We start from the raw sequence: 26,148 nt of genomic DNA on the forward strand, positions 1-26,148 counted from the left end.
GCCGACTTGTGTTTACTGCCTATATAAAAAGCGGATTATTTCTTATCCTCTTTAACCTCTTTAAAGTCGGCATCGACTACATCCGCATCGGCTGGACCGCCCTGAGATGCACTCGCACCAGCAGCACCAGGAGCAGCGCCGCCGCCGGCTTTAGCTTGCTCAGCAGCAAAGGCTTTCTCGCCCAGCTTTTGACTCGCCTTACCAAGCGCTTCGGTTTTTGCCTCGATCGCGGCTTTATCACTGCCTTTAATCGCCTCGTCTAGTTCTTTTAACGCAGCCTCAATTGCTTCTTTTTCTGCTGCTTCTAAGCTAGCGCCATGCTCTTCCAATGCTTTCTTGGTTGAGTGGGCCAAGGCATCTGCTGTGTTGCGAGCAGTAACGAGCTCCAATACTTTTTTGTCTTCCGCTGCATTGGCTTCAGCATCCTTCACCATCCGCTGAATTTCTTCTTCGGTTAAGCCAGAGTTCGCCTTAATGGTAATTTTGTTTTCTTTACCAGAGGCTTTGTCTTTGGCGGTGACATGCAAAATACCGTTGGCATCAATATCGAAGGTGACTTCAATTTGTGGGGTGCCGCGTGCAGCTGGTGGAATACCTTCCAAATTAAACTCGCCCAATAGCTTATTGGCGCTGGCCATCTCACGCTCACCTTGGAAGCACTTAATCGTAACCGCAGGTTGGTTGTCTTCTGCTGTGGAATAAACCTGTGCATGCTTGGTTGGGATGGTCGTGTTTTTTGGAATCATCTTCGTCATCACGCCGCCCAAGGTCTCAATACCCAAGGAGAGTGGCGTTACATCCAGCAACAGAACGTCTTTACGGTCGCCCGACAAAACCGATCCCTGAATCGCTGCGCCAACGGCAACGGCTTCATCTGGGTTTACGTCTTTGCGTGGCTCTTTACCAAAGATGTCCTTCACTTTGTCTTGCACTTTTGGCATGCGCGTTTGACCGCCCACCAAAATTACGTCATCGATGTCGGATGCCGATACGCCTGCGTCCTTGAGTGCCATTTGGCATGGGCCCATGGTGCGCTCAATCAACTCCTCTACCAAAGACTCGAGCTTGGAACGAGTGAGTTTCAAGTTCAAATGCTTAGGGCCGCTGGCGTCTGCCGTAACGTAAGGCAAATTGATTTCGGTTTGCTGCGATGAAGACAATTCAATCTTGGCTTTTTCTGCTGCATCTTTTAAGCGCTGCAATGCCAACACGTCTTTGCTGAGATCAACGCCCTGCTCTTTTTTAAACTCGTCGATGATCCAGTCGATGATGCGCTGGTCAAAATCTTCGCCGCCCAAAAAGGTATCGCCGTTGGTGGAAAGTACTTCAAACTGCTTTTCACCATCGACGTTCGCAATTTCAATAATGGAGACGTCAAAGGTTCCGCCGCCCAGGTCATAAACAGCAATCTTGCGATCCGCCTTTTCTTGCTTATCCAGACCAAAGGCCAAGGCAGCTGCAGTAGGCTCATTGATGATGCGCTTAACTTCCAGGCCAGCAATGCGGCCAGCGTCTTTCGTTGCTTGGCGTTGGCTGTCATTGAAGTAAGCCGGTACCGTAATGACCGCTTCAGTCACTTCTTCACCTAAATAATCTTCTGCCGTCTTTTTCATCTTGCGTAGAATTTCAGCGGAGACTTGCTGTGGCGCCATTTTCTTATCGCGCGCCTCAACCCATGCATCACCGTTATCCGCTTGAATAATTTTGTATGGCATGAGACCAATGTCTTTTTGTACTTCTTTGTCGGTAAATTTACGGCCCATCAGGCGCTTAACCGCATACACGGTATTGCGTGGGTTGGTAACCGATTGGCGTTTCGCAGGTGCGCCAACGAGTACTTCGCCGTCTTCCATGTAAGCAATGATCGACGGAGTTGTACGTCCGCCTTCGGCGTTTTCAATCACCCGAGGGGTGCCGTTTTCAATTACAGAAACGCACGAATTGGTGGTTCCTAAGTCAATTCCAATAATCTTTCCCATATCTACTCCGCTTAAAAATAAGGTGTGCGCTAAATTCGCGTTATTACGTCTGATATAAGGTATTTGGGGTCAAAAAAGGCCAATTCAAGGGGCAAAAACCCAGAAAAACCAATTTATTCGCTTTTTTTGCCCGAAATGCTGGGGGTTGGCTACTAAGCCGACTGACTCACCGTCACTAAAGCGGGTCTTAAAACCCGATCTGCCAAGGAGTAGCCGCGCTGCAAGACGCTCACCACGGTTCCAGGCTCTTGCTCTGAGGGAACCATCGAGATGGCTTGATGGTGATGGGGGTCAAACTTATCGCCACTAGCAGGATTAATTTCGACTAGACGCCCTTTTTCAAAGGCGCTCATTAACTGCTTGAGCGTGATCTCTAGCCCCTCCTTAAAGCCTTTTGCATCGACTGCTTCGGCGTTGAGGGCTGCATAAAGGCTATCTGCAACCGGTACTAAATGCTCAGCAAAACCCTCAATGGCAAATTTATGCGCCTTGCCAATGTCTTCTGCTGCGCGGCGACGGATATTTTCGCCCTCAGCTTTGGCGCGCAAGAAGTTGTCTTGCATCTCGCTTAATTTTTGTTGCATTTCAGCCAGCTGCTGCTCGGCAGTCTGCTCTACCGCTGCTTCTGCTGCATTGGCCGCTGTATCTGCGGCTGTTTCAGCTTGATTTTCTGGTGTTGAATCGGGTTTTTCTTGGGTCATGGGTCTAAATCACTTTGGTAATGTCGGAAGGGAAGTGGCCTTGAGCGCACTTGCTGTTACTTATTTCATCTACATATGGGCGCAAAACAGGCCATTTCAAGGGGCAGCTGGAGCGGTGGGGTTGGCGATATGCGCCTCAGCAACGGCAACCAGCGCATTGCGCTTGGCTAAGACCGCAGCGGGCTCATCGGTTAGCGGCCAAGCAGCCATATGATCCGCTGCAATCGCATGCAGCGCATTGATCCATGCCGGGCTATTGTTCAGACAAGGGATATAGCGGTAATCATTGCCGCCATGCTCAATAAAAATTTCTTTGCCTTCCATGGCTATTTCTTCGAGCGTCTCCAAGCAGTCGGCCGGAAATCCAGGACAAAAAATATCGACCCGCGGACATTGCTCTTTTCCAAGCTGCTCGAGCGTAGGCGCGGTATAGGGCTTTAACCATTCCGCCTTACCAAAGCGCGATTGAAAGGTCACGATGTATTGCCCCGGAACGAGTCCCAAGGCTTCGCCCAGCAAGCGGCCGCTTTTGAGGCACTCACAATGATAAGGATCGCCCTTTAACAAATTGCGTTTGGGCAGCCCATGAAAGGACAGAACCAGGCGCTCTCCTTTTGCAAAGTCAGGGCGACCTTCTTTCTCCCAAAACTCCGTTACTTGTTGGCGCAATGCTTCAATGTAGGCGGGGTGGTCATGGTAGTGCTTCACCATGCGCACCTCCGGCTGATTGCGCCATGAACGCAGCACGCGAAACACTTCATCAAAACTGGATGCCGTTGTTGTCGCCGAGTATTGCGGATAGAGGGGAAGCAGCAGTAAGCGTTCCATCCCTTCGGCTTGCAGTGCATCTAAGGCGTCTTGGGTACTGGGTTTGCCATAGCGCATTGCCAAGTCGACCAACACGGTTTGGTTTTGATTAGCGTAATTTACCGCCAATGATTTGGCTTGCAGGCGCGAGTAGTGCAAGAGTGGCGAACCTAACTCAGGCAACCAAATCGTGGCGTATTTTTTGGCAGAAGCGCCACTGCGAATCGGCAAAATAATGCCATTCAAAATAAACCACCAGATGATGCGTGGAATTTCCACCACCCGCGGATCGGAAAGGAATTCTTTTAAATAGACTTTGACTGCGCTACGCGTGGGTGCAGAGGGTGTGCCTAAGTTCAGCAGCAAAATGGCTGTCTTGCTTGGGCGCAGATGGGGGTTTTGATTCAAAACAAATCCTTAGGAGTGGCTGAGGGCGCCAGAAAGCAATTTCGAGGTGATATCCACAATCGGGATAACGCGATCATAAGCCATCCGCGTTGGGCCAATCACCCCCAAGGTGCCGACGATGGTGCCATCGACACTGTAGGGCGCACTGATAACGGCCAAATCTTCGTAGGGCAATAAATCGCTTTCACCGCCAATAAAGATCTGAATACCGTCGGCATGACTGGATACGTCGAGTAACTGCATGAGAACGGATTTTTGCTCGAGCATGTCGAACATCTTGCGTAATTTATCCAGGTTGGAGCTCAGGTCGCCTACATTAAGCAAGCGGCGCTCACCCGAAAGCACCATGCCGCTGTAGCCCATATCGCCAATGGTAGAGCTGCTATCCAGCGCTAAGGTCATCAGGCCAGAGATATCGGCTCGCAAATTATCGAGGTCTGCTTTGAGACGCAAACGCACCTCATCAAAACTTCTGCCCGAGAATTGGGAATTAATGTAATTGCCTGCCTCGATCAATTGGCTTGGGCTGTAATCTTGGTTGGTTGGCAAAATGCGGTTTTGCACGTCGCCCTCTGGGGTCACCACAATCAGCAAAATCTTGCCCTCACCTAGGCGCAAGAATTCAATATGCTTAAACACGTTAGCGCGCTTTGGGGTCATCACCACACCAGCAAAGTGGGTCAAGTTCGATAGGATTTCTGCGGCAGAATTAATCATGCGCTGCGGTGAGTCTGGCAACAAATGCTGCTCTAAATCACGAGCCGCAAGCGCCTCGAGGGGCTGCATTGTCAACATCGTGTCCACAAACAGGCGATACCCGCGTGGCGTTGGGACGCGACCGGCAGAGGTGTGGGGGCTGGTCACAAAACCCATATCCTCGAGATCGGCCATCACATTCCGAATGGTCGCAGCGGAGAGATCGAGCCCTGAAAAGCGCGATAGGGTCCTTGAGCCAATAGGCTGACCCTCCTCAATGTATCGCTCAATGAGGGTTTTTAAGAGGGCGCGGGAGCGATCATCCATGGTGGGCTTTATTTTATGCCTATGGTTTAATCTTGATATGGTAAGCCCTTCTTCCCCAAATCACCCAAAAGGCTTCGGCCGGATTGCGCTTGTCGGCAAATACCAGGCGGATGGCATTGCGGACCATTTGCACGAACTGGCCAAGCTGGCGCTGGGACATGGATGTGAAGTCTTTCTCGAGGCTGAAACCGCAAAAAATACCCAGATTAATGACTATCCCCATAAAAAGGTAGAGGACTTTGCCGGCTCGATCGATTTGGCGATTGTGCTGGGGGGCGATGGCACCATGCTCGGCATTGGACGTCAGCTTGCGGGCAGCAAGGTGCCTTTAGTCGGGGTGAACTTGGGTCGCCTTGGTTATATGACCGATATTCCGATTCAGGATGTCAAAACCGTTCTTACCGAAATCATCGCCGGCCACTATGAAGCCGATGAGCGCACCCTGCTCGATGCAGCTGTTCTTCGCGACGGCAAGGTGATTAATCGCGCACTCGCTTTAAACGACGTGGTTGTTAACCGCTCCGGAATATCGGGCATGGTGGAATTGGCAGTCAAGGTCAATGACTCCTTTATGTACAACCAACGCTCCGATGGCTTGATCGTTTCTACGCCAACCGGCTCCACTGCATATGCACTATCTGCAGGAGGTCCCATCTTGCATCCCCGGGTTGCAGGTATCTTGCTTGTGCCGATTGCGCCTCACGCCCTCTCGAATCGTCCCATTGTCTTGCCGCAAGATGCAAAAACCAGCATTGAGGTTATTAGTGGGCGCGAGGTCATCGTCAACTTTGATATGCAATCCCTCACCCATCTGCAAGTCGGCGATCGGGTTGAGGTGCGCCAATCCGATAAAACCATTTCTTTATTGCATCCACGCGGTCACAGTGACTACAGAACTTTGCGTGAGAAGCTACATTGGAATGAGTATCCATCGACATTCTGAATCCCCTTTATTTAGTACTCTAGATCCATGCTGCAAACCATAGCCCTTCGTGACTTCGTCATCGTCGACGCACTTGAGCTTGATTTCACATCGGGGTTTACGGTGCTGACCGGCGAAACCGGTGCTGGTAAGTCCATCTTGCTCGATGCGCTTGGTTTGGTCTTGGGGGAGCGCGCCGATAGCAGTCAAATCCGCGAAGGTTGCAATCGCGCTGAGATTAGCGCCCTCTTCCAAATTGATGCTGAAGCGCAAGCAGCGATTGCCACCTGGCTTGATGAGAATGGCTTTCCTAGCGAAGATCAAGGCCACAGTCTTTTTTTAAAACGCATCGTTGAAAGCAATGGGCGTAGTCGAGCCTTTATTAATGGCAGTGTTGCCACGCTCGCACAATTGCGCGAAGCAGGCGATCAATTGGTAGACATTCATGGCCAACATGCGCATCAGCTCTTGCTTAAGGGCGGTGCGCAGCGCGATCTACTTGATCGACATGCGGGCCTTGGAGCGCTGGTAAGCGATGTCAGTAGCGCTTTTCGGGCGGCCCATGACTTACGTAAACAACTAGCCCAAGCAGAGAATGCCGGCCAAGACCTTGCAAGAGAGCGCGAGCGTCTTGAGTGGCAACTGGAAGAGTTAACGGAGCTAGCACCCATTGCTGGAGAGTGGCTCACGATCCAAAGTGACCATAGCCGATTGGCCAATGCAGCAAAAATAATTAGTGGCTGTCAAGAGTCAATCACGATCTTGAGTGAATCCGATCACTCGGTCGACTCTTCCCTTTCGAAAATGAATGCAGTGATGCACGACTTAGTCGAACACGACCCCAATCTAAAAGACATTGCAGATGCACTCGAGTCCGCACAAATTCAGGTGGATGAAGCCGTGCATGGCCTGAACCGCTATTTGCAAAAGTTAGACCTCGATCCAGAGCGCTTAGCCCAGCTCGAGGTTCGTATGCAGAATTTACATAGTGCCGCGCGCAAATACAAAGTCGACGCCGATGCCTTGCCGCAATTGCTGACCGATACCGCAGACCACTTGCGCGCCTTAACTGCAGCACAAGACATCGAGGCGCTTCGCACTAAAGTAATGCAAGCGGAAGAGATTTATCTCAAAGCGGCAAAGCAGCTATCCCAAAAGCGCAGCAAAGCAGCCGCCCAACTCAGCAAAGAAGTCACCTTGGCGATGCAAGCTTTATCCATGGCGGGCGGTCAACTGGAGATTGCTCTTCTTCCCTTGTCCGAAGGTGGGGCTAGTGGTCTTGAGCAAATCGAATTTCAGGTGGCAGGTCATGCAGGTAGCACTCCGCGCTCCCTTGCCAAAGTCGCCTCCGGCGGAGAGCTTGCTCGCATTAGCCTAGCGATCAGCGTCATTACCAGCAAGGCCTCCTTTACGCCTACCTTAATTTTTGATGAAGTCGATGCTGGCATTGGTGGCGCCGTTGCTGAAACCGTCGGAAAACTCCTGCGTCAACTGGGCGAATCCCATCAAATTATCTGCGTGACCCATCTACCTCAAGTTGCAGCCCAAGGTAATCATCACCTCAAAGTCAGTAAATCCCAAGCGGGCAATACCACCCTCTCACAGGTTAGTACGCTGGGTCGCAATGAGCGCGTAGAAGAAATCGCCCGCATGCTGGGCGGCGCAACCATTACCGATACAACCCGGCGCCATGCCCGCGAGCTACTAGAACAAAATTAAATTGCGTTGTTTTGCTAGGGCAAGGATGTTATTCGTTTGATGTATCTTGAAAAATGGATCCCCACAAAGCACTGACTGCGGTGCGTGCCTGCAGTAAGTCGGGGTGCAAACTTAAATCAACTCGGGTTTTCTCGGCCCCATCCAAGCGCAATCGGTGCTGCTGTTCGCGCAGCAAGCGGTACGCATCGGCTACTGCAACAGCAGATTCATTGGGAATCAATCCTGCATTTGAAGCAATGCCTAACAATGCAATGTTCCCCAAATTACCAATCAGCGCAGGATGCTGGTGTGCATAAGCCAATATCAGAAATTGCACGATGAACTCAATATCGACCATACCGCCGGCATCGTGCTTGAGGTCAAACTGGGTGCTGGGGTTAGGGTGCCCAGCATGGACCTTACGACGCATACTCAAAATCTCTGAGCGCAAAGCAGTGACATCGCGTACCTGGCTCAGCACATCGGATCGAATGGCATCAAATTGCGGTGCCACCTGGAGATTGCCGGCAGCAAATCGGGCGCGCGTTAAGGCCTGATGCTCCCAGACCCAAGCAGCATTGTCGCCCTCCCGAAATTGATACTTGCGAAATGAATCCAGGCTCGTCACCAAAAATCCTGCAGAGCCATTAGGCCGCAAGCGGGTATCGATTTCAAAAAGGGTGCCTGCAGCCGTATGCGTGGTCAACCAATTAATCATGCGTTTGGCCAGCAAGGAGAAAACCTCTTGCGCCGGAAAATGAACCCCATCGGCTCCAGCTTCTTTTTCATCGTATAGAAAAACCAAATCCAAATCCGACGCGTAGCCCAATTCCTTGCCGCCCAATTTGCCATACGCAATCACGGCAAACGATGGAAGGGTCAGATCTAAATCAAATTTCTTGGCCACGCCCGGCCAAATCCGCTCAAAGCTCGCCTGCAGAATTAAATCAGCCAAGGCAGATAGGCGATCGCTTACCGCCTCAACGCTCAACGGCTTGGCAATACCTATTCCCAAATCGGCCAACAGCGTAATGAAGGTTTCGGTATGGTGGGTCACCCGCAAGATATCCATGGCGTGCTCAGCTGCGCCATCGCCATCTGCGAGAGCGTCATCGAGGCGCATATCTAAATCAGCCTTAATGCCCTTCCAATAGGCCTCCGGGTGATTTACGAGTTCGGATTCAGAACGCGTAGCAAGTAAGTAATCCAGCAAATGGGGGTGGCGACTTAAGTAGCTTGCGCCCCATTGAGATGCCTGCAATAAAGCCAAAATATTATGCAAGGCACTGGGGTACTCGGCCAATATGGACAGGTATGCGCTACGCCGCGCAATCGCCTCCAATAAATCAAAGAAGCGCAGTAAGGTTTGGTCTGCCAAAGCAGGGCTGATGGCGTCTTGCTCTAACTGCTCTGCCGCCTTGCAAATTAAATTATTAAAGATGTGTCGACTTTTTTCTGGCAAGCTGCGCTGTTTTGAACTTTCGAGCCAAGTCTGCCAACGCTGGCAGGCTTCTGGATAGCGCTCGCCATTGGGCTGCCAATCGGACGTAACGGATTCGGTATCAAGGCGTGTTTTATCGTCCAGCACAAAGGCTTTTTCAAATAAGCGTGCGACCCGATCTTGGTGGCGAGTGAGCTCTTCTAGAAACATCGATAATTGGGACTCGGACTGCCCAGCCATGGCCTCGGCCAGTCGGGCTCGAGACTCGGTCTCTTCGGGGAAATAGTGGGTTTGCTGGTCTTCCCATAACTGAATGCGGTGCTCGAGGCGACGGAGAAAAATATAGGCCTCGATTAAATCATGCACCTCATTCTCTGGCAACAGATTCTGCTGGGCTAACAACTGCAACACTTGCAAGGTCGGTCTAATTCGAAGGCGCGGATCCGTACCGCCGCGCATCAATTGAAACATTTGCGCTAGAAATTCAATTTCACGAATACCGCCTCGTCCCAGCTTGATGTCGTGGGATCTGCCATGGCGATTGGCGCTGCGTTTTTCTGCTTCACGCTGTATCTGCGTGTGCAAATCCCGAATCGCCGCAATCACGCCGTAATCCAAGTGGCGCCGATAAACAAACGGACGGATGAGCTGGTCCAATGCTTTTTCGCAGCGCCCATGGTTGGCCGAGCCTGCTAGCGGATAAATGAGTCGCCCTTTGATCCAGGCATAACGCTCCCACTCCCGGCCTTGAACAGTTAGATACACCTCAAGCATATCCAAGCTGCATACTAGGGGACCAGAGTCGCCATTGGGCCTTAAACGCATATCCACCCGGAAGACAAAGCCATTGGCATCGTGCTCAGAGATGATCTTAATTAAACGTTTACCCATCCGAGTAAACCACTCGTGATTCGACAGGCTTCTTTCACCGCCTTGGGTGTCGCCTTCGTACTCATAGAGAAAAATTAAATCGATGTCTGACGACAAGTTCAGTTCATAGCCACCGAGCTTGCCCATCCCTACCACCATCAGCGGGACCTCACAATTGGCTTCTGAGGACCATGGAATACCAAAGCGTACCTTCAAATCGGTGCGAATCGCCTCCAGGGCTATTGCGACGGTTTGCTCAGCAAATACACTCAGTGCCTCCGTCACCTCAGCCAATGGGGCTTGCCCGCTGAGGTCACGCAAGCCCAAGTACAGCATTAATTTCTGACGGGCAAGGCGCAACTCCGTCATGAGCTTCATTTCGTCTAATTCTGGCTCGGCAGCGATGCGTTGCGCTGGCTCGAGCAAGGTCTTAATCGCGGCCAAATTAACCGGCTGACCTTGATGCTCGGCAAGCCACGGGGCCCAGTCAGGACGCGCCTGCAACCAGCGGCTAGCAAATACAGAATGCCGTTGTAAAAAGTCGACTTGATGATCAAACGAGGCCATACCGAATCATAGCTATTCTTGAGTGGGGTGACGGATAATAGGGTTTATGTTTGGAAACTCTTCCCTCGGACCCTTGCTGCGCAGCATGAAAAGCGGCATTGCTCAGCTCCATTGGTCGCGCTGGACAGTCCGCCTCCTCAAGGTAATCGCTGTCGTTGCTGCACTTGCAGTGGCACTGCATTTTGGGGTTCGCTATCTTGTTTGGCCGCAGATTGAAAAATCCAAGCCCACCTTAGAAAAGCTCATCGGATCCCGACTGGGTGTTACGGTCACGATGGATGATGTGCGCGTCACCTGGGATGGCCTGCGGCCTGAATTTGAAATCGATGGGTTGCGGTTCTATGATCAGAATGCGAGCAAGGTCAGTGGCCCAACGAAAATTTTGCCTGCACTGGCAATTCAATCCATATCGGGCGAACTCAGCCTCCTGTCCTTTTATCACCTTGCTCCGTATTTTGAAAAGTTGGTTATCAGCAATGCCGAACTCACGGCGGAGCGCAGTCAGGCCGGGGTTATTTCGATTGCCGGTATTGCACTCGATCCAAACGAAAGCGGTCATGCTGGTAGTGATTGGCTCTTGGCGCAAAACGCGATTCAGTTAAGCAATGCAGTGATTCATTGGCGGGATCGCGAAAAGAAAAAATTAGATACCGATGTTCGCATCGAGTCCCTCTTGATCTCGAATGGCCTTCGGGATCACCTGATTGATGTGGTGGCTTATCTGCCCAGTAATCCAAGCCCATTGCGCTTAAGCGCAGACTTTAAACACGGGCTTGGTGGCGAGCCCGGTAATTGGCGCAACTGGAACGGGCAATTTACCTGGGACTTTAAGGGGCTCAACCTCAATCGCTTGGCGCTCGACTTTAAGCTACCACTGCCCATGCTCGAAGGCATTCTAGAGTCACGTGGTTTTGTAAGTCTTAATAAAGGCAGACTAAATGGTGGTGATGCCTCACTCTTTGCAGATGACTTACGCGTTCAATTTAAACAGGAGCGCGATCTGTTGGAGTTTGGTCGACTCGAGGCAGAAATTCAGGAAACCTCCAAAGGAAAAGTGGTTTCAGTAACGAGTAAAAAATTAGCGTGGCGGGATTTTGGGAGTCCTAAAAATTCCCCTCTGAAACAATTAAGTCCGATGTCGTTTTATTGGACTCCGACCAAAACCGGTGAAGAAATTCGGGATTTTGGATTTTCATCCCCCCGAATCAGCGTCGATGACGCCACTTTGTTTGCGCTCAATCTACCGCTACCCAACAAACTGCATCGCATCATCGCCAGCTCAAAGGCAAGCGGACTGCTCGAGAACGTCGATATCCAGTGGTCTGAAAAATCATCCGCCCTGCCACTACCTAAAACCTGGTTACCGAATGCCAATTTGGCCCTATCGATCAAGGCAGATTTAAGCAACTTTCGCTTCCTCGGACCGCGCACTGTTTTACCGAGCGTGACCAACTTAACGGGCCGGCTGGAGACCAATGAAAAACAGGGCAGCCTGATATTGAACTCCCCCAATCTCGAGCTCGATATCAGCGGCTTTTTGGTAGACCCAAAACTCAAGCTGGAAACAGCAAAAGGCCGGATTGATTGGCAAAAGATAAAGGGGCAATGGCAAATCAGCGGGAAAGATGTGGCATTCAGCAACCCCGATGTCAGCGCATCTCTGACTGCCAACTACCTCTTTGGCGACCCCAAGCAAGCGGACGTGCTTACCCTGAATATGCAATTTGAGCGCGCCACGCTGACCCAAGTGCATCGGTATCTTCCGGTCGAGATGGATCGCGATGCGCGCACCTACTTGAGTAAGGCATTTGCTGCTGGCGAGATTCAACAAGGTAGCTTATCGATCAAAGGGGACCCCAATCAAATTCCCTACTCTGCGAAATACCCAGGCGAGTTCACGCTTAATCTGCCAATAAAAAATACCACCTTCAATCCTGTTCCAACGCTTCCCGTCAGTCAAGGTAGCTGGCCAGCATTTACCAATATCAGCGGCGCAGTGATGATGCAGGAGGCGATGCTGAAAGTGCAAGTGGACAAGGCAAATTACCAAAATGTTCTCTTGCAATCGGTTAAGGCCACGATCAATGACATCAACGCTCCCAATTCAGATCTAAAAGTAACGGGCTCCGCTAGCGGCGACCTGAAGGAGTTACTGGACTACATCAAACCTACCCCTATTTTGCAAAAGCGTCCCTCGATTGCGAAATTACTCAGTGTCGGCGGCCCTGCGGATTTAAGTGTGGAGTTAGCCATTCCCCTATCGGGTACAAAAGATCCCGATCTCGATATTCGTTTAACTTTATTGGGCAATCAAATACAGTGGTCCGACTTTCCACCGCTGGCCAATGCCAAAGGCAGTCTACGAATACAAGATGACTTTCCGATGCCAGAAACGCTCCGTGCTGAACTCATGGGCGGCGAGCTCCAATTGACAAGTCAGCCAGCAAAAGGAGCCGAAAAGCTAGTGACGATTGCTGGCGGCATCAATACCAATGAACTCAAAAAACATCTGGTAGATAAAAGTGATTCGACCTTTGCTCCTGTCTTAAATGCAATGACAGGCAAGATTAGCTATGACGGTCAGGTCCGTATAGACAAATCCAATATCGATAGCAATATCCGCTTCAATCTGAATTCATTTGGTTTGAACGCCCCAGAACCCTTAAACAAGATAATCAACACCCCACTCACTGCTCGCTTGAACTTAAAAAGCAACTCAGATCCAAAAAGTGGGGGGAGCATGCTGAGTTGGTCCGGCCAAATTGGTGAGCGTATTTTTATGCAGGGCAGCTCTGCTACCGGAAGTGCAATGCGGCAAGCCTATGGGATTGGAATGCCGGCTAACCTGCCTCAGAATGGTATTGCTTTTGGGATCAACACCAATGAACTTGATCTCGATGCCTGGTATGCATTTTTAAAACCAAGCCCAGCAATGGATGCGGCAACAAAAAAAGGGGGTGAGCCTCTCCCATCCCAATATGCCGACGGTCATTTGCCGCTTGAAATCACTGCCCAGGTGAAAAAATTAACCCTACTCAATCGCCTTTGGTCTGACCTGCAATTAACTGCAAATCAAAAAGACGCGCAACTGCAGTTGCAACTCACATCACCACAGGTAGCAGGAAAAATTCAGTGGCAGCCTAAGAAAAAAATAGATATTGCGGGGCAGCTGAGCGGCAAGCTAAGTGCCCTGCGCATTCCGGAAAAAATCGAGCCTGCCGCCACCATCAGCTCAGCAACCAAGAAACAGGAGAAGCTCCAAGTATCGGTTAGTGAATTACCCAACATCAATGTGGCCATTGATGACTTTCAATATGGCGACAAGTCCCTTGGTAAGGTCAGCCTTAAAGCGACTCGCTCACCCACCGCCTTGATTATTAATAATCTGCAAGTTACTAATCCGCAAGACGCTGCTACTCTTAGCGGGGTATGGCGCGGCAGCGATGGTACTCAACAAGAGCGTACTGAGATTGATGTCACGATGGCGATTGCAGATCTTGGCCCGATTGCAGCCCGTTGGGGTAACCCCAAGTCAATTGAAGGTGGCGAAGGCAACATTAGCGGAAAATTAGCATGGAATGGCTCGGTATTGGAGCCCCAACTTGCCACGCTGAGCGGCAAGATCAATGTTGCACTCGAAAAAGGCCGCCTCCTAAAGGTCGACACCACTGCCGCTAAATTGTTTAGCGTGCTCAGTCTACAAAGCCTCTTACGCTTTGCGACCCTAGACTTGCAAGGCAGTCTTGGAACAGTGGTGTCGCAAGGCACTGCCTTTAAAACCATTACGGGTGATTTTGTAGTCAACAACGGCATTGCCAAAACCGATAATTTTTTAATGCAACTCGATCAGGCCCGTGTTGCAATGGCTGGCTCTATTGATGCCCCAAAAGAAAATCAGGATTTGCGCATTACGGTTTTTCCTAGCATTGATGCAACCTCGGGCGCTTTGGCGGTATTTGCGATTAATCCAATTGCTGGGCTAGGCGCCTTGATTGGCCAATACTTGGTAACGAATCGAATCAATAAGGCAATGCAGTCCGATTATTTAGTGCAAGGTTCCTGGACGGATCCAGAAATTATTCCCCTCAACCAGCAGGGTCAGCCCTTAGATCCCAAGGTGCTCGATGGTATTCGTGCGAAGGGCTTACTCAAAGAACAGACTAAGCCAAGCGCGCCCACTCCAAATGCCCCTGCACCCGCCAGCACACAAAGTGTCATTGAGTCCTTCGCCGGTTCTGGTGTAATCGCCACCCCCAATTAAAGTAAAGCAGTACGATTGACGTATTCCTACTTTTAACCGATTCCGCTTATGTCCGAACTGCGTGTTTGCTCGATTCAGATGGTGTCTACGCCCGTGCTCGCAGAAAATCTCGATCGGGCAGCGTATTGGGTTGCCGAGGCTGCTGCTACTGGTGCCAAGCTTGTTCTGCTACCAGAATACTTTTGCTTGATGGGTTTGGCCGATACCGACAAGGTTAAGGCGAGAGAGAAACTAGGTCACGGCCCAATCCAAGAGCGCTTATCCAGCCTTGCAAAGCAGCATGGGGTTTTTTTGGTTGCGGGCACCATTCCGCTGGAGTGCAGCGATCCAAACAAGGTCCTCAACACCAGCTTAGTATTCAATCCAGATGGCACGCAAATTGCACGCTACGACAAAATTCATTTGTTCGGATTTCAGACAAATGAAGAGCGCTATCAAGAATCAGAAACGATTGCGCCGGGCGATCAACCTGGGAGCGTGTCGATTTCAGTTGATGGTGTGGAGTGGCGCTTTGGTTTGAGTATCTGTTATGACTTGCGTTTTCCCGAACTCTATCGAGCGATTGGATTGGTGGATTGCCACCTGATTCCGGCTGCCTTTACCTACACCACCGGCAAAGACCATTGGGATATCTTATTGCGCGCTAGGGCCATAGAAAACCAATGCTATGTCTTGGCATCCGCCCAAGGGGGACTTCATCAGAATCAGCGCCGCACCTGGGGTAATACCATGTTGATTGACCCGTGGGGCCAGGTTGTTAGCGCCCTAGGTCAAGGTGAGGGCTTGGTACACGGCGTTCTCAGCAAAGAACAGTTAAACGCGGTACGCTCTAAATTACCCGCATTACACCACCGCACAATGTGATTTTTTGAAAGACACTGCATTTATGAATGATGTTCACATGCCGACCGATTGGACTAAGCCTAAACAACAGGGTGACTTACTGCAAATAGCAAAGTCAATATTACTTGAGCCCAGCGGCCTTACCGAATCCGATTTGCATGACACCTTTGGGGTGATGTACGCCCATCGCCTAGATGATGCCGATGTTTACTTTCAGCACACACGCAATGAAAGCTGGAGTCTGGAAGAAGGCATCGTCAAGTCGGGAAGCTTTAGCATTGACCAGGGCGTTGGCGTGCGCGCAATTTATGGCGACAAAACTGCGTTTGCGTATTCGGATGAAATCAATCTACCCGCCCTACTCAAGTCCGCTAAAGCGACTCGCGTGATTGGCCCATCGGGTGGCAAGCAGGCTCTTGCGAGAACTACATCGACACCCGTCGCCAATACCTTGTACTCCGGCTTAAATCCATTGGACTCTTTAAGTCCAACGGAGAAGATCGCTTTGTTGGAAGCAATTGAGCGGCGCGCTAAAGCGCGGGACCCCCGAATCATTCAGGTGATGGCCAGCTTAGCTGGGGAATTTGACGTCGTGCTGGTAATGCGCGCCAATGGCTTGCTTGCGGCCGACATCAGGCCACTCGTCCGCGTTTCCGTTCATGTGATTGCGGAACAAAATGGGCGTCGCGAATCTGGCTCAGCTGGTGGCGGCGCTCGCCATGATTACGGGTACTTCACAACCGACCTGGTGAATCATTGGGTAGATGAGGCTGTGGATAGCGCACTCCTCAATTTAGAGTCGCGTCCTGCTCCTGCCGGACCGATGACCGTTGTCATGGGTCCAGGATGGCCGGGCGTACTGCTCCACGAAGCCATCGGCCATGGTCTGGAAGGTGACTTTAATCGCAAAGGATCCTCTGCCTTTGCTGGCCGTATCGGCCAACGGGTTGCCGCCAAGGGAGTGACGGTGGTCGACGACGGCACCCTGAGCGGGCGACGTGGCTCACTGAATATCGACGACGAAGGCACGCCAACCCAATGCACCACCTTGATTGAGGATGGCATTCTGAAAGGCTATATTCAAGATACCTTGAATGCCCGACTCATGAAAATGCCCCAGACCGGCAATGGTCGGCGCGAGAGTTTTGCTTCCTTACCCATGCCACGCATGACCAATACCTACATGCTGGCTGGTAAAGAAGATCCCCAAGAAATTGTCGCCAGCATCAAACGCGGCCTGTATGCAGTGAACTTTGGCGGTGGGCAAGTGGATATTACGAGTGGGAAGTTTGTCTTTTCTGCATCCCAGGCCTACTGGGTCGAAAACGGCAAAATTCAATATCCCGTGAAAGGTGCCACCATTATTGGCAACGGCCCAGAGTCCTTAAAACAGGTCTCGATGATTGGCAACGACCTCAAACTGGACAGTGGAGTGGGCGTTTGCGGCAAGGAGGGCCAGAGCGTGCCAGTAGGCGTAGGTCAGCCAACTCTCAGGATCGATGGCATGACAGTAGGGGGCACGGCCTAATCAGCTTAAAATACGGATATGAGCACTCGAACCAACATCACCCCCGAAAACTGGTATGCCAGCGTGGATAAAACCTCGGATACCGACGACCAGCGCATTCACAACATTACGGTACTGCCACCGCCAGAGCACCTGATTCGTTTTTTCCCAATTGCTGGAACAGCGATTGAAAAATTAATCAGCCAAACGCGCAGCAAGATTCGTAATCTGATTCATGGCAAAGATGACCGACTTTTAGTCATTATAGGTCCCTGCTCCATTCATGATCCCAGAGCTGCGCTCGAGTATTGCCAACGCCTCTTGGCTGAACGCAAGCGCTTTTCGGGTGAGCTGGAAATCGTCATGCGGGTCTATTTTGAAAAACCCCGCACTACCGTTGGTTGGAAGGGTTTGATTAACGACCCGTATCTCGATGAGAGTTTCCGCATCGAAGAAGGTCTCCGAATTGCGCGTCAGGTGCTGATGGAAATTAACCGCATGGGCATGCCTGCCGGTAGCGAATTTTTGGATGTGATTTCACCGCAATACATTGCTGATTTAATCTCCTGGGGAGCCATTGGCGCCCGCACTACCGAGAGTCAAGTGCACCGCGAACTCGCCTCTGGCCTGTCAGCACCGATTGGATTTAAAAACGGTACGGACGGCAACATCCGTATTGCCACCGACGCCATCCAGGCAGCGCGCAGAGAACATCACTTTTTATCGGTGCACAAAAATGGTCAAGTTGCCATCGTTGAAACCAACGGCAACAAAGACTGCCACGTTATTCTGCGCGGCGGCAAAGAACCAAACTACGAAGCAAAATTTGTCACCGCAGCGTGTCAGGAGCTCGAGGCCGCTAAATTACCAGCCAGCCTCATGGTGGACTTATCACATGCTAACTCCAGCAAACAACATGAGCGTCAAATCACGGTGGCTGATGACATTGCAAAACAAATTGAATCTGGCTCACGCCACATCTTTGGCGTGATGATCGAAAGTCACCTCAACGGTGGCGCCCAAAAATTCACCCCAGGCAAAGATGATGCTAGTGCCCTCGAATACGGCAAGAGCATTACCGATGCGTGCATTAATTGGGATGACTCAGTCAAGGTCTTAGAGCGCCTAGCGCAAGCCGTTAAGAAGCGTCGGCGCGGTTAAACCACAATGGCCACTCTGGATCAATCGGATTTATTCTGATTCTTCCAGAGAATGTCCTGACCGCCAGCAGCGCGATTTAATACTCGCGCCAAAACAAACAGCAAATCCGATAAGCGATTAACGTACTGACGCGGGGAATCGTGCAGCGTATCGTGCCAACCGAGCTTCACGATAGATCGCTCAGCGCGACGACAAACCGTTCTACACACATGGGCTTGCGCAGCCGCACGTGTCCCGCCTGGCAGAATGAATTCAGTTAAAGGGGGCAACGTATCGTTGTAGTGCTTGAGCCACGCATCCAACTGCGCCACTTGCTCTTCTTTGAGTAAGGTGTAATTCGGAATGCACAACTCCCCACCCAAATCAAACAAATCATGCTGCACCCGCAAAAAGAGTACCTGCATCTCGCTGGCAATGGATTCTGGGATGGCCTCGGTCATCAAAACCCCGATTTCAGAGTTGAGTTCGTCTACGTCGCCCAACGCACAAATACGCAAATGGTCCTTTTCAACTCGGCTGCCATCGCCCAAACCGGTCATACCGGCATCACCGGTTCGCGTTGCAATTTTTGAAAGTCGATTTCCCATCAACTGATTATAGGTAAATGGCTAAAATGGAGTGATGAATACTGTCGCCCCTCCACCCGATCTCTTAGAAATACAGGCTTTGCAGGCCAAATTAGTCTCTGCGCTCAGGCCCATCTTGGCTGAAGACGGCCTTTTGTGGGAGCCCGAGGACACAATCCCCTATGAATGTGATGGTTTAGCGGCCTATCGGCGCATGCCTTTGGCCGTCGCCCTTCCTGAAAACGAAGCGCAAGTATCGCGTATTTTGCAGGTCTGCCATGCCATGAATGTGCCGGTAGTGCCCCGCGGCGCTGGCACTGGCTTATCGGGCGGCGCGATGCCCATCGCCCAAGGTCTGGTTCTCTCGCTTGCCAAGCTCAAAAAGATTGTGGACATCAATCCATTTACCCGTACTGCGGTAGTGCAGCCGGGCGTGCGCAATCTGGCGATTTCTGAGGCAGTTGCCCATTTGGGGCTGTACTACGCACCCGATCCATCATCGCAAATTGCCTGCTCGATTGGTGGCAACGTCAACGAAAACTCCGGCGGCGTTCACTGCCTAAAGTACGGATTAACGCTGCACAATGTGTTGCGCGTCCGTGGTGTTTTAATGAGCGGCGAAATTGTCGAATTTGGCAGCCTAGCGCCTGATACGCCCGGACTCGATTTGCTTGCCATCGTGATGGGTAGTGAAGGCATGTTAGCAGCGGTCACAGAAGTGACTGTAAAGCTCGTACCAAAACCCAAATTAGCCCAAGTCATTATGGCTAGTTTTGATGACATCGAAAAAGGCGGTAATGCGGTTGCAGCCATTATTGCTGCTGGCATTATTCCGGCCGGCCTAGAGATGATGGATAAGGCAACGACGCGAGCGGTCGAAGAGTTTGTGCACGCCGGCTACGACTTGGACGCCGTTGCCATTTTACTGTGCGAGTCGGATGGCACGCCAGAAGAAGTAGCAGAAGAAATTGGGCGCATGACTGCGGTTTTGGAAAAAGCTGGCGCCAGCGGCATTCGCATCTCCAAAAATGAAACGGAGCGCCTGACCTTTTGGAGTGGTCGTAAAAATGCCTTTCCAGCAGCAGGCCGCATTGCAGCCGATTACTACTGCATGGATGGGACGATTCCTCGGCGCCACATTGCTACGCTCTTGCGCCGCATTCAAGAAATGGAGAAGAAATATCGACTAGGCTGCTTAAACGTATTTCATGCGGGCGATGGCAATATGCATCCGCTGATCTTGTTTAATGGCGCCGACATGGATGAGTGGCACCGTGCGGAAGAGTTTGGTACTGACATTCTCGAGGCCTGCGTTGAGCTCGGCGGAACGATTACCGGCGAGCACGGTGTTGGGATCGAAAAGATCAACTCGATGTGCGTGCAATTTGGTGAGCACGAGCGGGAATTATTCTGGGGTGTGAAACGCGCTTTTGACCCAGCCCAATTACTGAACCCCGACAAAGCCATTCCAAGTCTTAGCCGCTGCGCCGAGTACGGTCGCATGCGCATCAGCGGTGGCAAGTTACCGCATCCTGAGTTGGAGCGTTTTTAATATGAGTGATGTGCAGATTCAGCAGTTCCGAGAGCAAATTCAACATGCGGCCGCATCAAAGACGGCGCTATCGATTCAAGGGGGTGGCTCAAAGAGCTGGTACGGCAACCCCAATGCCCATACCCCTTTACTCACTTCTGGGTTTCATGGGATCGTAGATTACCAACCCGAAGAGCTTGTCATTACGGCGCGAGCTGGAACGCCATTAGCCACCATTGAGGCGGCGCTTGCCGAAAAAAATCAGATGCTGGCATTTGAACCTCCCCACTTTGGGGCGCAAGCAACATTTGGCGGCGCGATTGGTGCTGGTCTTGCTGGCCCAGGACGGATCAGTGCCGGTAATTTGCGCGACTACGTACTGGGTACGCGCCTGATGGATGGACAAGGGCACGATTTATCGTTCGGCGGTAAGGTGATGAAAAACGTCGCCGGCTATGATGTCTCGCGTTTATTACCAGGTTCTTTAGGTACCTTCGCCCTCATACTCGAGGCCTCCGTCAAGGTCTTACCAAAACCTGCCAGCACCGCATCCTTGCGTTGCTTTATTTCTGAGGCGCGCGCACTAAAGGTATTGAATGAGTGGGCAGGCCAACCCCTGCCCTTGTCGGCGAGTAGCTGGATTGGCTCGGGCGACGCTAATGCCGATGGCGAGCTCACCATTCGCCTTGCAGGGGCAGTTGCCGCAGTCCAGTCTGCTACCGTTCTCATGAAATCGACTCTGGGCGCAACCGAACTTGACCCTGCCATTGCTGCTGCATTTTGGCGCGATCTGCGCGAACACAAATTGGATTGTTTTCATGCGTTGGGTGCCGATGATGCCCTCTATCGCCTAGCCTTGCCTGCAGCCTGTCCACCCATCGATTTTTCTACGCTCGCCTCAAGTGGCACGCAGCAGCGCGTTCTCGAATGGCACGGCCAACAACGCTGGTGGCATGGCCCAGCCGATGCGAGCACCCAAGCGAAAGTGAAAGCAAAAGCCATTGAGCACGGCGGTCACGCCAGCTGCTTTCGCGTTGGGAGTAATGGCGTTGAGCAGCGCTTCACTTTGCTGAGCGATCAAGCCCATAGTGCAGCACTCACTGCCGTTCAAGCCCAATTGCGTAAGGCATTTGATCCATCCGGGGTTTTTGCAACCGGCCGCCTTCCTTAATCTATTCATTGATATGCAAACCCAATTAGCCCCCCAGTTCATTAATACCCACGACGGTAACGAGGCTGCACGTATTTTAGGAAAGTGCGTGCATTGCGGTTTTTGCACCGCCACTTGCCCGACCTACCAACTATTAGGCGACGAGTTAGATGGTCCACGTGGGCGCATCTACCTCATCAAGCAAATAGCAGAGGGTCAAGCGGTTACTGAAAAAACCCGTTTGCACCTGGATCGCTGCTTAACGTGCCGCAATTGTGAAACCACCTGCCCTAGCGGCGTTCAATACGGTCAACTGATTGACATTGGGCGTAAATGGGCCGAACAAAGTACGGCCCCACGCAAATCCAGTGAGCGCCTTACGCGCTGGCTTTTAAAGGAAGGTTTAACGCGTCCCGCGCTCTTTAACTCTGCGATGGCTTTGGGCAGATTGGTGCGCCCATTGTTGCCAAGTGAACTCAAACGCAAGGTACCCATCAACGGCGTCTACACGAATCAAATCAAGACTGATAATGTTGTATCCGTAGCGCCTGTTAAGCAGGCGGCACGTACAACGATGCTTGTCTTAGAGGGCTGTGTACAGCCCGGCATGTTGCCCAATATCAATCAAGCGACCCAGCGTGTTTTATCGCGTCTCGGCGTTGACCTGATTAGCGCACCTAAGGCAGGCTGTTGCGGCGCGCTCCGCTATCACCTCAACGATCAGGATGGCGGACTCGAAGCAGCACGGCGCAATATTGATGCATGGTGGCCTTATGTTGATGGCAGCAATCCAGTCAGCGCCATCGTGATGACAGCCTCGGGTTGCGGCGTCATGGTCAAAGACTACGGTCATTTGCTTGCGCAGGATCCGCACTATGCAGCGAAGGCCAAGCGCATCTCTGAGCTGACAAAAGATTTAGCAGAAATATTGCCGAACTATACCGATGACTTGGTTGCGCTACTGGGTAGTAATCCAAAATCAGGCGTGGTCTACCATCCACCCTGCACCTTGCAGCATGGTCAGAAAATTCGCGGCAAAGTTGAAGGCTTATTGGAGAGCATTGGGGTACCCGCTCGCTTGTGCGCTGACAGCCATTTGTGCTGCGGCTCTGCTGGCACCTACTCGGTTTTACAGCCCGCACTTTCCGGTCAATTGCGTCAGCAAAAATTAGACCATTTGCAACGGACCTATGAAGATAGCAATGCTACTGCCATTGTTTCTGCCAACATTGGTTGCATCACCCATTTGCAGCAAGAAAAAATGCCGGTACTGCATTGGGTTGAGATTGTGGATCAGCTCCTGGTAGACGCTACGCAAGCTAGAGTGTCTGAGGCCGCATGAGGGGAATCGCTGTCAATTTAATCCAGGTCAGAGACCGCATTGAATTAGCTGCTCTCGCCGCGAAACGCGAGCCCGAAGAAATTCAATTGATGGCAGTTAGCAAGCTTTTTCCTGCAAGCGCGGTAGAAGAGGCAATGCATGCCGGCCAAACGTGTTTTGGCGAAAACTACGCACAAGAAGGCGTTGAGAAAATACAGGAGCTCGAAAAATTACGTCCTTGGCTTGAATGGCATTTTATTGGGCCACTGCAAAGCAATAAAACCAAGGAAGTCGCCCATCATTTTGACTGGGTTGAAAGCATTGATCGCCTAAAAATTGCAGAGCGTTTGTCAGCGCAGCGCCTAGAGCTGCCCGAGGTGCTGCCCCTGCAAGTCTGTGTGCAAGTCAATGTCAGCAATGAAGAAAGTAAAAGCGGTGTCTTGATTGAAGAGGCGGTAGGGCTATGCGATGCGGTAGCACAACTGCCGGGGCTGACCTTACGTGGGCTGATGGCTATTCCTGCTCCCAGTACTGACCCCGTAGAGCAACGCGCCGCATGCGCCAAAATGAAAGCGCTGTTTGTAGAAATTCAGCAATCCCGCCTCGATGACCGAGGCTACGCCTATTTTGATACCCTTTCGATGGGCATGTCCGACGATCTCGAGGTAGCCATTGCTGAGGGCAGCACCCTGGTCCGAATCGGCACCGCCATCTTTGGTCAGCGCCCTACCGCCAAGGCCTAGTACTATTCTGCTTATGACCGATTCCACTCTCTCCCCTTTAGCGCAGACGCACATCTCCTTTATTGGCGGCGGCAATATGGGTCGAGCCCTGATTGGTGGTTTGTTAGCCAGCGGCCTCTCTGCCAAACAAATCTCGGTAGTAGAGCCATTTACCGCTACTGCCGAAAAGCTGAAGGCTGATTTTTCACTAGCCATCGTCAATTCGATCGACCAATTGCAATTCGATTCGAAGCTCGAGCACGTCGTGGTTATGGCCGTGAAACCCCAAGACTTTAAGCAAGTAGCTCTATCCCTAGCGCCCCACTTAAAAACCATCGCTTCTGATCGCTTACTCATCATCAGCATTGCGGCCGGTATTCGGCTTAGCAGCATGACAAGCTGGTTAGGTCATTCGCGCTGTGTCCGCGCAATGCCAAATACCCCTGCCCTCATTGGCATGGGCATTACCGGCTTGTGTGCAGATGTTAGCGTTGATGCGCAAGCCCGCTCTAAGGCGGCGGCACTGTGCAACGCAGTGGGGCAAAGCGTTTGGGTAAGCCATGAGAATTTGATTGATGCGGTTACTGCGCTGTCGGGCAGTGGCCCCGCCTATGTGTTTGCATTTTTAGAGGCGCTGCAAAATGGCGGAGAAAAACTAGGCCTTGATTCAGCAAGCGCCAGAGCCCTCGCTTACGCTACCTTGCAAGGCGCTGCGCAGCTTGCTGTTAATTCAGACGAGTCTGCAGGCAGCTTGCGGGAAAAAGTGACCTCCAAAGGGGGTACAACTGCCGCAGCTTTAGCTGTTCTCAAAGAAGAAGATTGGCAAGGTATTTTAGAAGCAGCCCTTGCTGCTGCTGCCCAGCGCGGCAAAGCCATGGGCGATGAGCTAGCCCAATAATCCCAGTACGATCCCTAAAAATAAAAAGGCGCCTAGCCAATTGTTTTGGCGAAATGCCCTAAAGCAAGCATCCCGTTGCCGGGTTCGCACCAGCGATACATGGTAAATCGCGCAGATGAGCGCCCCAACCCAGCCAAACCAGAACAAGTCATTGAGTTGAGCCAGGTAGGCAACGCACAAAAGACTGATCAATAGCAATCCATAACAAACTGCAATAGCAATCACCTCAAAACGCCCAAAGGTAATGGCGGAAGTACATAGGCCTAATCGCAGATCGTCGTCACGATCCACCATGGCATACGCCGTATCGTAGGCGATCGTCCAGAAAAGATTGCCGGCAAATAAAATCCATGCCTCGAGTGGCACTTGATTCAGGCTTGCGGCATAGGCCATCGGAATTCCAAATCCAAAAGCCACACCCAATACGGCTTGCGGCATCGCAAAGAAGCGCTTGGTAAACGGATATACAACTGCGATCACAATTGCAAAAACTGACAACTGTTTTGTGAGTAAATTCAGTGGCCAAATGAGCCCAAAGGACAAGAGGGCAAGGATGGCAGCAATCAACACCGCTTCCTTACCGCTGATTTGACCGCTGGTGATGGGGCGATTTTTAGTGCGCTCGACATGGCGATCAAAATCCCGATCAGCATAGTCATTCATGGCACAACCTGCGCTGCGCATCAAAAAAGTGCCGAGCGTAAAAATAATCAATAAATCGAAGGGCGGCATTCCCTCATTGGATAGCCACAAAGCCCAATAAGTGGGCCACAGTAACAGCAGCGTACCAATCGGCTTGTCGAGCCGAATTAAGCGGGCGTATGCATGCAGGCGCTGCAAAATCAGACCAGCCTCACTCCAGGCAAATCACAACGCCGGATTGTTTTAGCGAGCTCGACCATCGCCGCTGCACGCGGATAACTTTTACGCCACACTAAACTCACGCGACGGGTCGGCATGGGCTCTTCAAATGGGATATAGCGAATTAAACCTTCGCGTGTTTTGGGATCTGGAATCGACGTACGTGGCAAAACGGTAATACCAATACCGCCTGCAACCATTTGCCGAATCGTTTCCAGTGAGGAGCCCTCAAAACTGCGCTGCTCACCAATCGTCGGGCCCGGCCCAAAGCGATTGAGTTCTGGGCATACGCCAATCACATGATCCCGGAAGCAATGTCCCGCGCCCAAGAGCAAGGTATTTTGTTCTTTTAATTCATCATGGCCAATTAATTGGCGCTCAGTCCACGGGTGGTCCTTTGGTACGGCCACATAAAACGGCTCGTCGTACAACTCGGCAACCTCAAGGCCGGCCATCGGAAATGGGTCGGCCAAAATAGCGCAGTCGAGCGCGCCTTGACGCAGCATCTCTAATAAACGAACCGTAAAGTTTTCTTCCAAAAAGAGGGGGGCATTGGGCATGGACTCACGCGCTACCCTAACTAAACTCGGCAACAAGTAAGGGGCAACCGTATAAATTGCGCCCAGACGCAAAGGACCCGACAAAGGATCTTGACCATGCTTTGCCAGGTGCTTCAACGCATTGGCCTCTTCTAAAACACGCTGCGCTTGCTCCACAATCAATATCCCCAAGGCCGTCATTGCAACCTCGGCACTGGTTCGCTCAAAAATCTGCGCGCCCAATTCCTCTTCAAGTTTTTTAATGGCAACCGATAAGGTGGGCTGCGAAACATGGCAAGCCTCGGCGGCGCGCCCAAAATGGCGCTCCCGGGCAACCGCAACAATGTAGCGAAGTTCAGTTAATGTCATGGC

General features: G+C 51.6%; 19 protein-coding genes. 11 read left to right on the forward strand and 8 right to left on the reverse strand.

The window, feature by feature from the left end; genetic code table 11:
* Positions 1 to 35: 35 nt before the first annotated feature.
* The 4 genes from dnaK to hrcA all read right to left on the reverse strand — a co-directional run bounded on the left by dnaK (position 36) and on the right by hrcA (position 4,918).
* Positions 36 to 1,979, reverse strand: a complete 1,944-nt coding sequence (gene dnaK, locus AOC34_RS08505; protein ID WP_108469657.1) for a molecular chaperone DnaK — start codon at positions 1,977 to 1,979, stop codon at positions 36 to 38.
* Between the two features lie 152 nt (positions 1,980 to 2,131).
* Positions 2,132 to 2,680, reverse strand: a complete 549-nt coding sequence (gene grpE / locus AOC34_RS08510) for a nucleotide exchange factor GrpE (RefSeq protein ID WP_108469658.1) — start codon at positions 2,678 to 2,680, stop codon at positions 2,132 to 2,134.
* A 96-nt stretch (positions 2,681 to 2,776) separates the two neighbouring features.
* Positions 2,777 to 3,895 (reverse strand): ferrochelatase, encoded by a 1,119-nt coding sequence (hemH, locus tag AOC34_RS08515; RefSeq protein WP_108469659.1) that lies wholly within the window; start codon positions 3,893 to 3,895, stop codon positions 2,777 to 2,779.
* A gap of 9 nt (positions 3,896 to 3,904) precedes the next feature.
* Positions 3,905 to 4,918, reverse strand: coding sequence for a heat-inducible transcriptional repressor HrcA (gene hrcA / locus AOC34_RS08520; RefSeq protein ID WP_108469660.1), 1,014 nt, complete (start codon positions 4,916 to 4,918; stop codon positions 3,905 to 3,907).
* A gap of 37 nt (positions 4,919 to 4,955) precedes the next feature.
* Here hrcA and AOC34_RS08525 point away from each other — a divergent pair, with 37 nt between their 5' ends.
* Positions 4,956 to 5,861 carry an NAD kinase gene (locus tag AOC34_RS08525; protein ID WP_108470134.1) on the forward strand — a complete coding sequence of 302 codons (906 nt, stop codon included), beginning with the start codon at positions 4,956 to 4,958 and terminating at the stop codon, positions 5,859 to 5,861.
* Positions 5,862 to 5,888: 27 nt separating this feature from the next.
* On the forward strand, positions 5,889 to 7,559 hold the full coding sequence (gene recN / locus AOC34_RS08530; RefSeq protein WP_108469661.1) for a DNA repair protein RecN: 1,671 nt from the start codon (positions 5,889 to 5,891) through the stop codon (positions 7,557 to 7,559).
* 28 nt (positions 7,560 to 7,587) lie between these two features.
* On the opposite strand, the gene glnE is transcribed toward recN, so the two are convergent.
* Entirely contained in the window at positions 7,588 to 10,416 is a 2,829-nt protein-coding gene (gene glnE / locus AOC34_RS08535; protein WP_108469662.1) for a bifunctional [glutamate--ammonia ligase]-adenylyl-L-tyrosine phosphorylase/[glutamate--ammonia-ligase] adenylyltransferase, read from the reverse strand.
* A 46-nt stretch (positions 10,417 to 10,462) separates the two neighbouring features.
* On the opposite strand from glnE, the gene AOC34_RS08540 reads away from it, so the two are divergent.
* The 4 genes from AOC34_RS08540 to AOC34_RS08555 are packed head-to-tail and all read left to right on the forward strand — an operon-like array spanning position 10,463 to position 18,188.
* Entirely contained in the window at positions 10,463 to 14,677 is a 4,215-nt protein-coding gene (locus AOC34_RS08540; protein WP_108469663.1) for a YhdP family protein, read from the forward strand.
* A 48-nt stretch (positions 14,678 to 14,725) separates the two neighbouring features.
* On the forward strand, positions 14,726 to 15,541 hold the full coding sequence (locus tag AOC34_RS08545) for a carbon-nitrogen hydrolase family protein (RefSeq protein WP_108469664.1): 816 nt from the start codon (positions 14,726 to 14,728) through the stop codon (positions 15,539 to 15,541).
* Between the two features lie 37 nt (positions 15,542 to 15,578).
* Positions 15,579 to 17,048: a metalloprotease TldD gene (gene tldD, locus AOC34_RS08550; RefSeq protein ID WP_199908361.1), complete on the forward strand. Its 1,470-nt coding sequence runs from the start codon at positions 15,579 to 15,581 to the stop codon at positions 17,046 to 17,048.
* Positions 17,049 to 17,066: 18 nt separating this feature from the next.
* Complete coding sequence (locus tag AOC34_RS08555) at positions 17,067 to 18,188, forward strand: 3-deoxy-7-phosphoheptulonate synthase (RefSeq protein ID WP_108469666.1); 1,122 nt, start codon at positions 17,067 to 17,069, stop codon at positions 18,186 to 18,188.
* 20 nt (positions 18,189 to 18,208) lie between these two features.
* Here the strand turns inward: AOC34_RS08555 and AOC34_RS08560 are convergent, their stop codons facing one another.
* Positions 18,209 to 18,775 carry a cob(I)yrinic acid a,c-diamide adenosyltransferase gene (locus AOC34_RS08560; RefSeq protein ID WP_108469667.1) on the reverse strand — a complete coding sequence of 189 codons (567 nt, stop codon included), beginning with the start codon at positions 18,773 to 18,775 and terminating at the stop codon, positions 18,209 to 18,211.
* Positions 18,776 to 18,809: 34 nt separating this feature from the next.
* Between AOC34_RS08560 and AOC34_RS08565 the strand changes: the two genes are divergently transcribed.
* The 5 genes from AOC34_RS08565 to proC are packed head-to-tail and all read left to right on the forward strand — an operon-like array spanning position 18,810 to position 24,376.
* Positions 18,810 to 20,306 (forward strand): FAD-linked oxidase C-terminal domain-containing protein, encoded by a 1,497-nt coding sequence (locus tag AOC34_RS08565; protein WP_108469668.1) that lies wholly within the window; start codon positions 18,810 to 18,812, stop codon positions 20,304 to 20,306.
* A 1-nt stretch (position 20,307) separates the two neighbouring features.
* Entirely contained in the window at positions 20,308 to 21,456 is a 1,149-nt protein-coding gene (glcE, locus tag AOC34_RS08570; RefSeq protein WP_108469669.1) for a glycolate oxidase subunit GlcE, read from the forward strand.
* Positions 21,457 to 21,469: 13 nt separating this feature from the next.
* The gene (gene glcF, locus AOC34_RS08575; RefSeq protein ID WP_108469670.1) at positions 21,470 to 22,777 is read left to right on the forward strand and encodes a glycolate oxidase subunit GlcF; all 1,308 of its coding nucleotides are present in this window, start codon (positions 21,470 to 21,472) and stop codon (positions 22,775 to 22,777) included.
* Positions 22,774 to 23,499: a YggS family pyridoxal phosphate-dependent enzyme gene (locus AOC34_RS08580; protein WP_108469671.1), complete on the forward strand. Its 726-nt coding sequence runs from the start codon at positions 22,774 to 22,776 to the stop codon at positions 23,497 to 23,499. The genes glcF and AOC34_RS08580 overlap by 4 nt, the downstream gene beginning before the upstream one ends.
* Positions 23,500 to 23,512: 13 nt before the next feature.
* On the forward strand, positions 23,513 to 24,376 hold the full coding sequence (proC, locus tag AOC34_RS08585) for a pyrroline-5-carboxylate reductase (protein ID WP_108469672.1): 864 nt from the start codon (positions 23,513 to 23,515) through the stop codon (positions 24,374 to 24,376).
* Here proC and ubiA read toward each other — a convergent pair.
* Both ubiA and AOC34_RS08595 read right to left on the reverse strand, forming a co-directional pair.
* Positions 24,365 to 25,219, reverse strand: coding sequence for a 4-hydroxybenzoate octaprenyltransferase (ubiA, locus tag AOC34_RS08590; RefSeq protein ID WP_108469673.1), 855 nt, complete (start codon positions 25,217 to 25,219; stop codon positions 24,365 to 24,367). The two genes, proC and ubiA, sit on opposite strands and share 12 nt — an antisense overlap.
* A complete protein-coding gene (locus AOC34_RS08595) occupies positions 25,219 to 26,145 on the reverse strand; it encodes a LysR substrate-binding domain-containing protein (protein ID WP_108469674.1) in 927 nt (308 codons plus the stop codon). Before AOC34_RS08595 ends, ubiA begins: the two co-directional genes overlap by 1 nt.
* Between the last annotated feature and the right edge of the window lie 3 nt (positions 26,146 to 26,148).

This window comes from Polynucleobacter difficilis, assembly GCF_003065365.1.
In the GTDB taxonomy this organism is placed as follows: Bacteria; Pseudomonadota; Gammaproteobacteria; order Burkholderiales; family Burkholderiaceae; genus Polynucleobacter; species Polynucleobacter difficilis.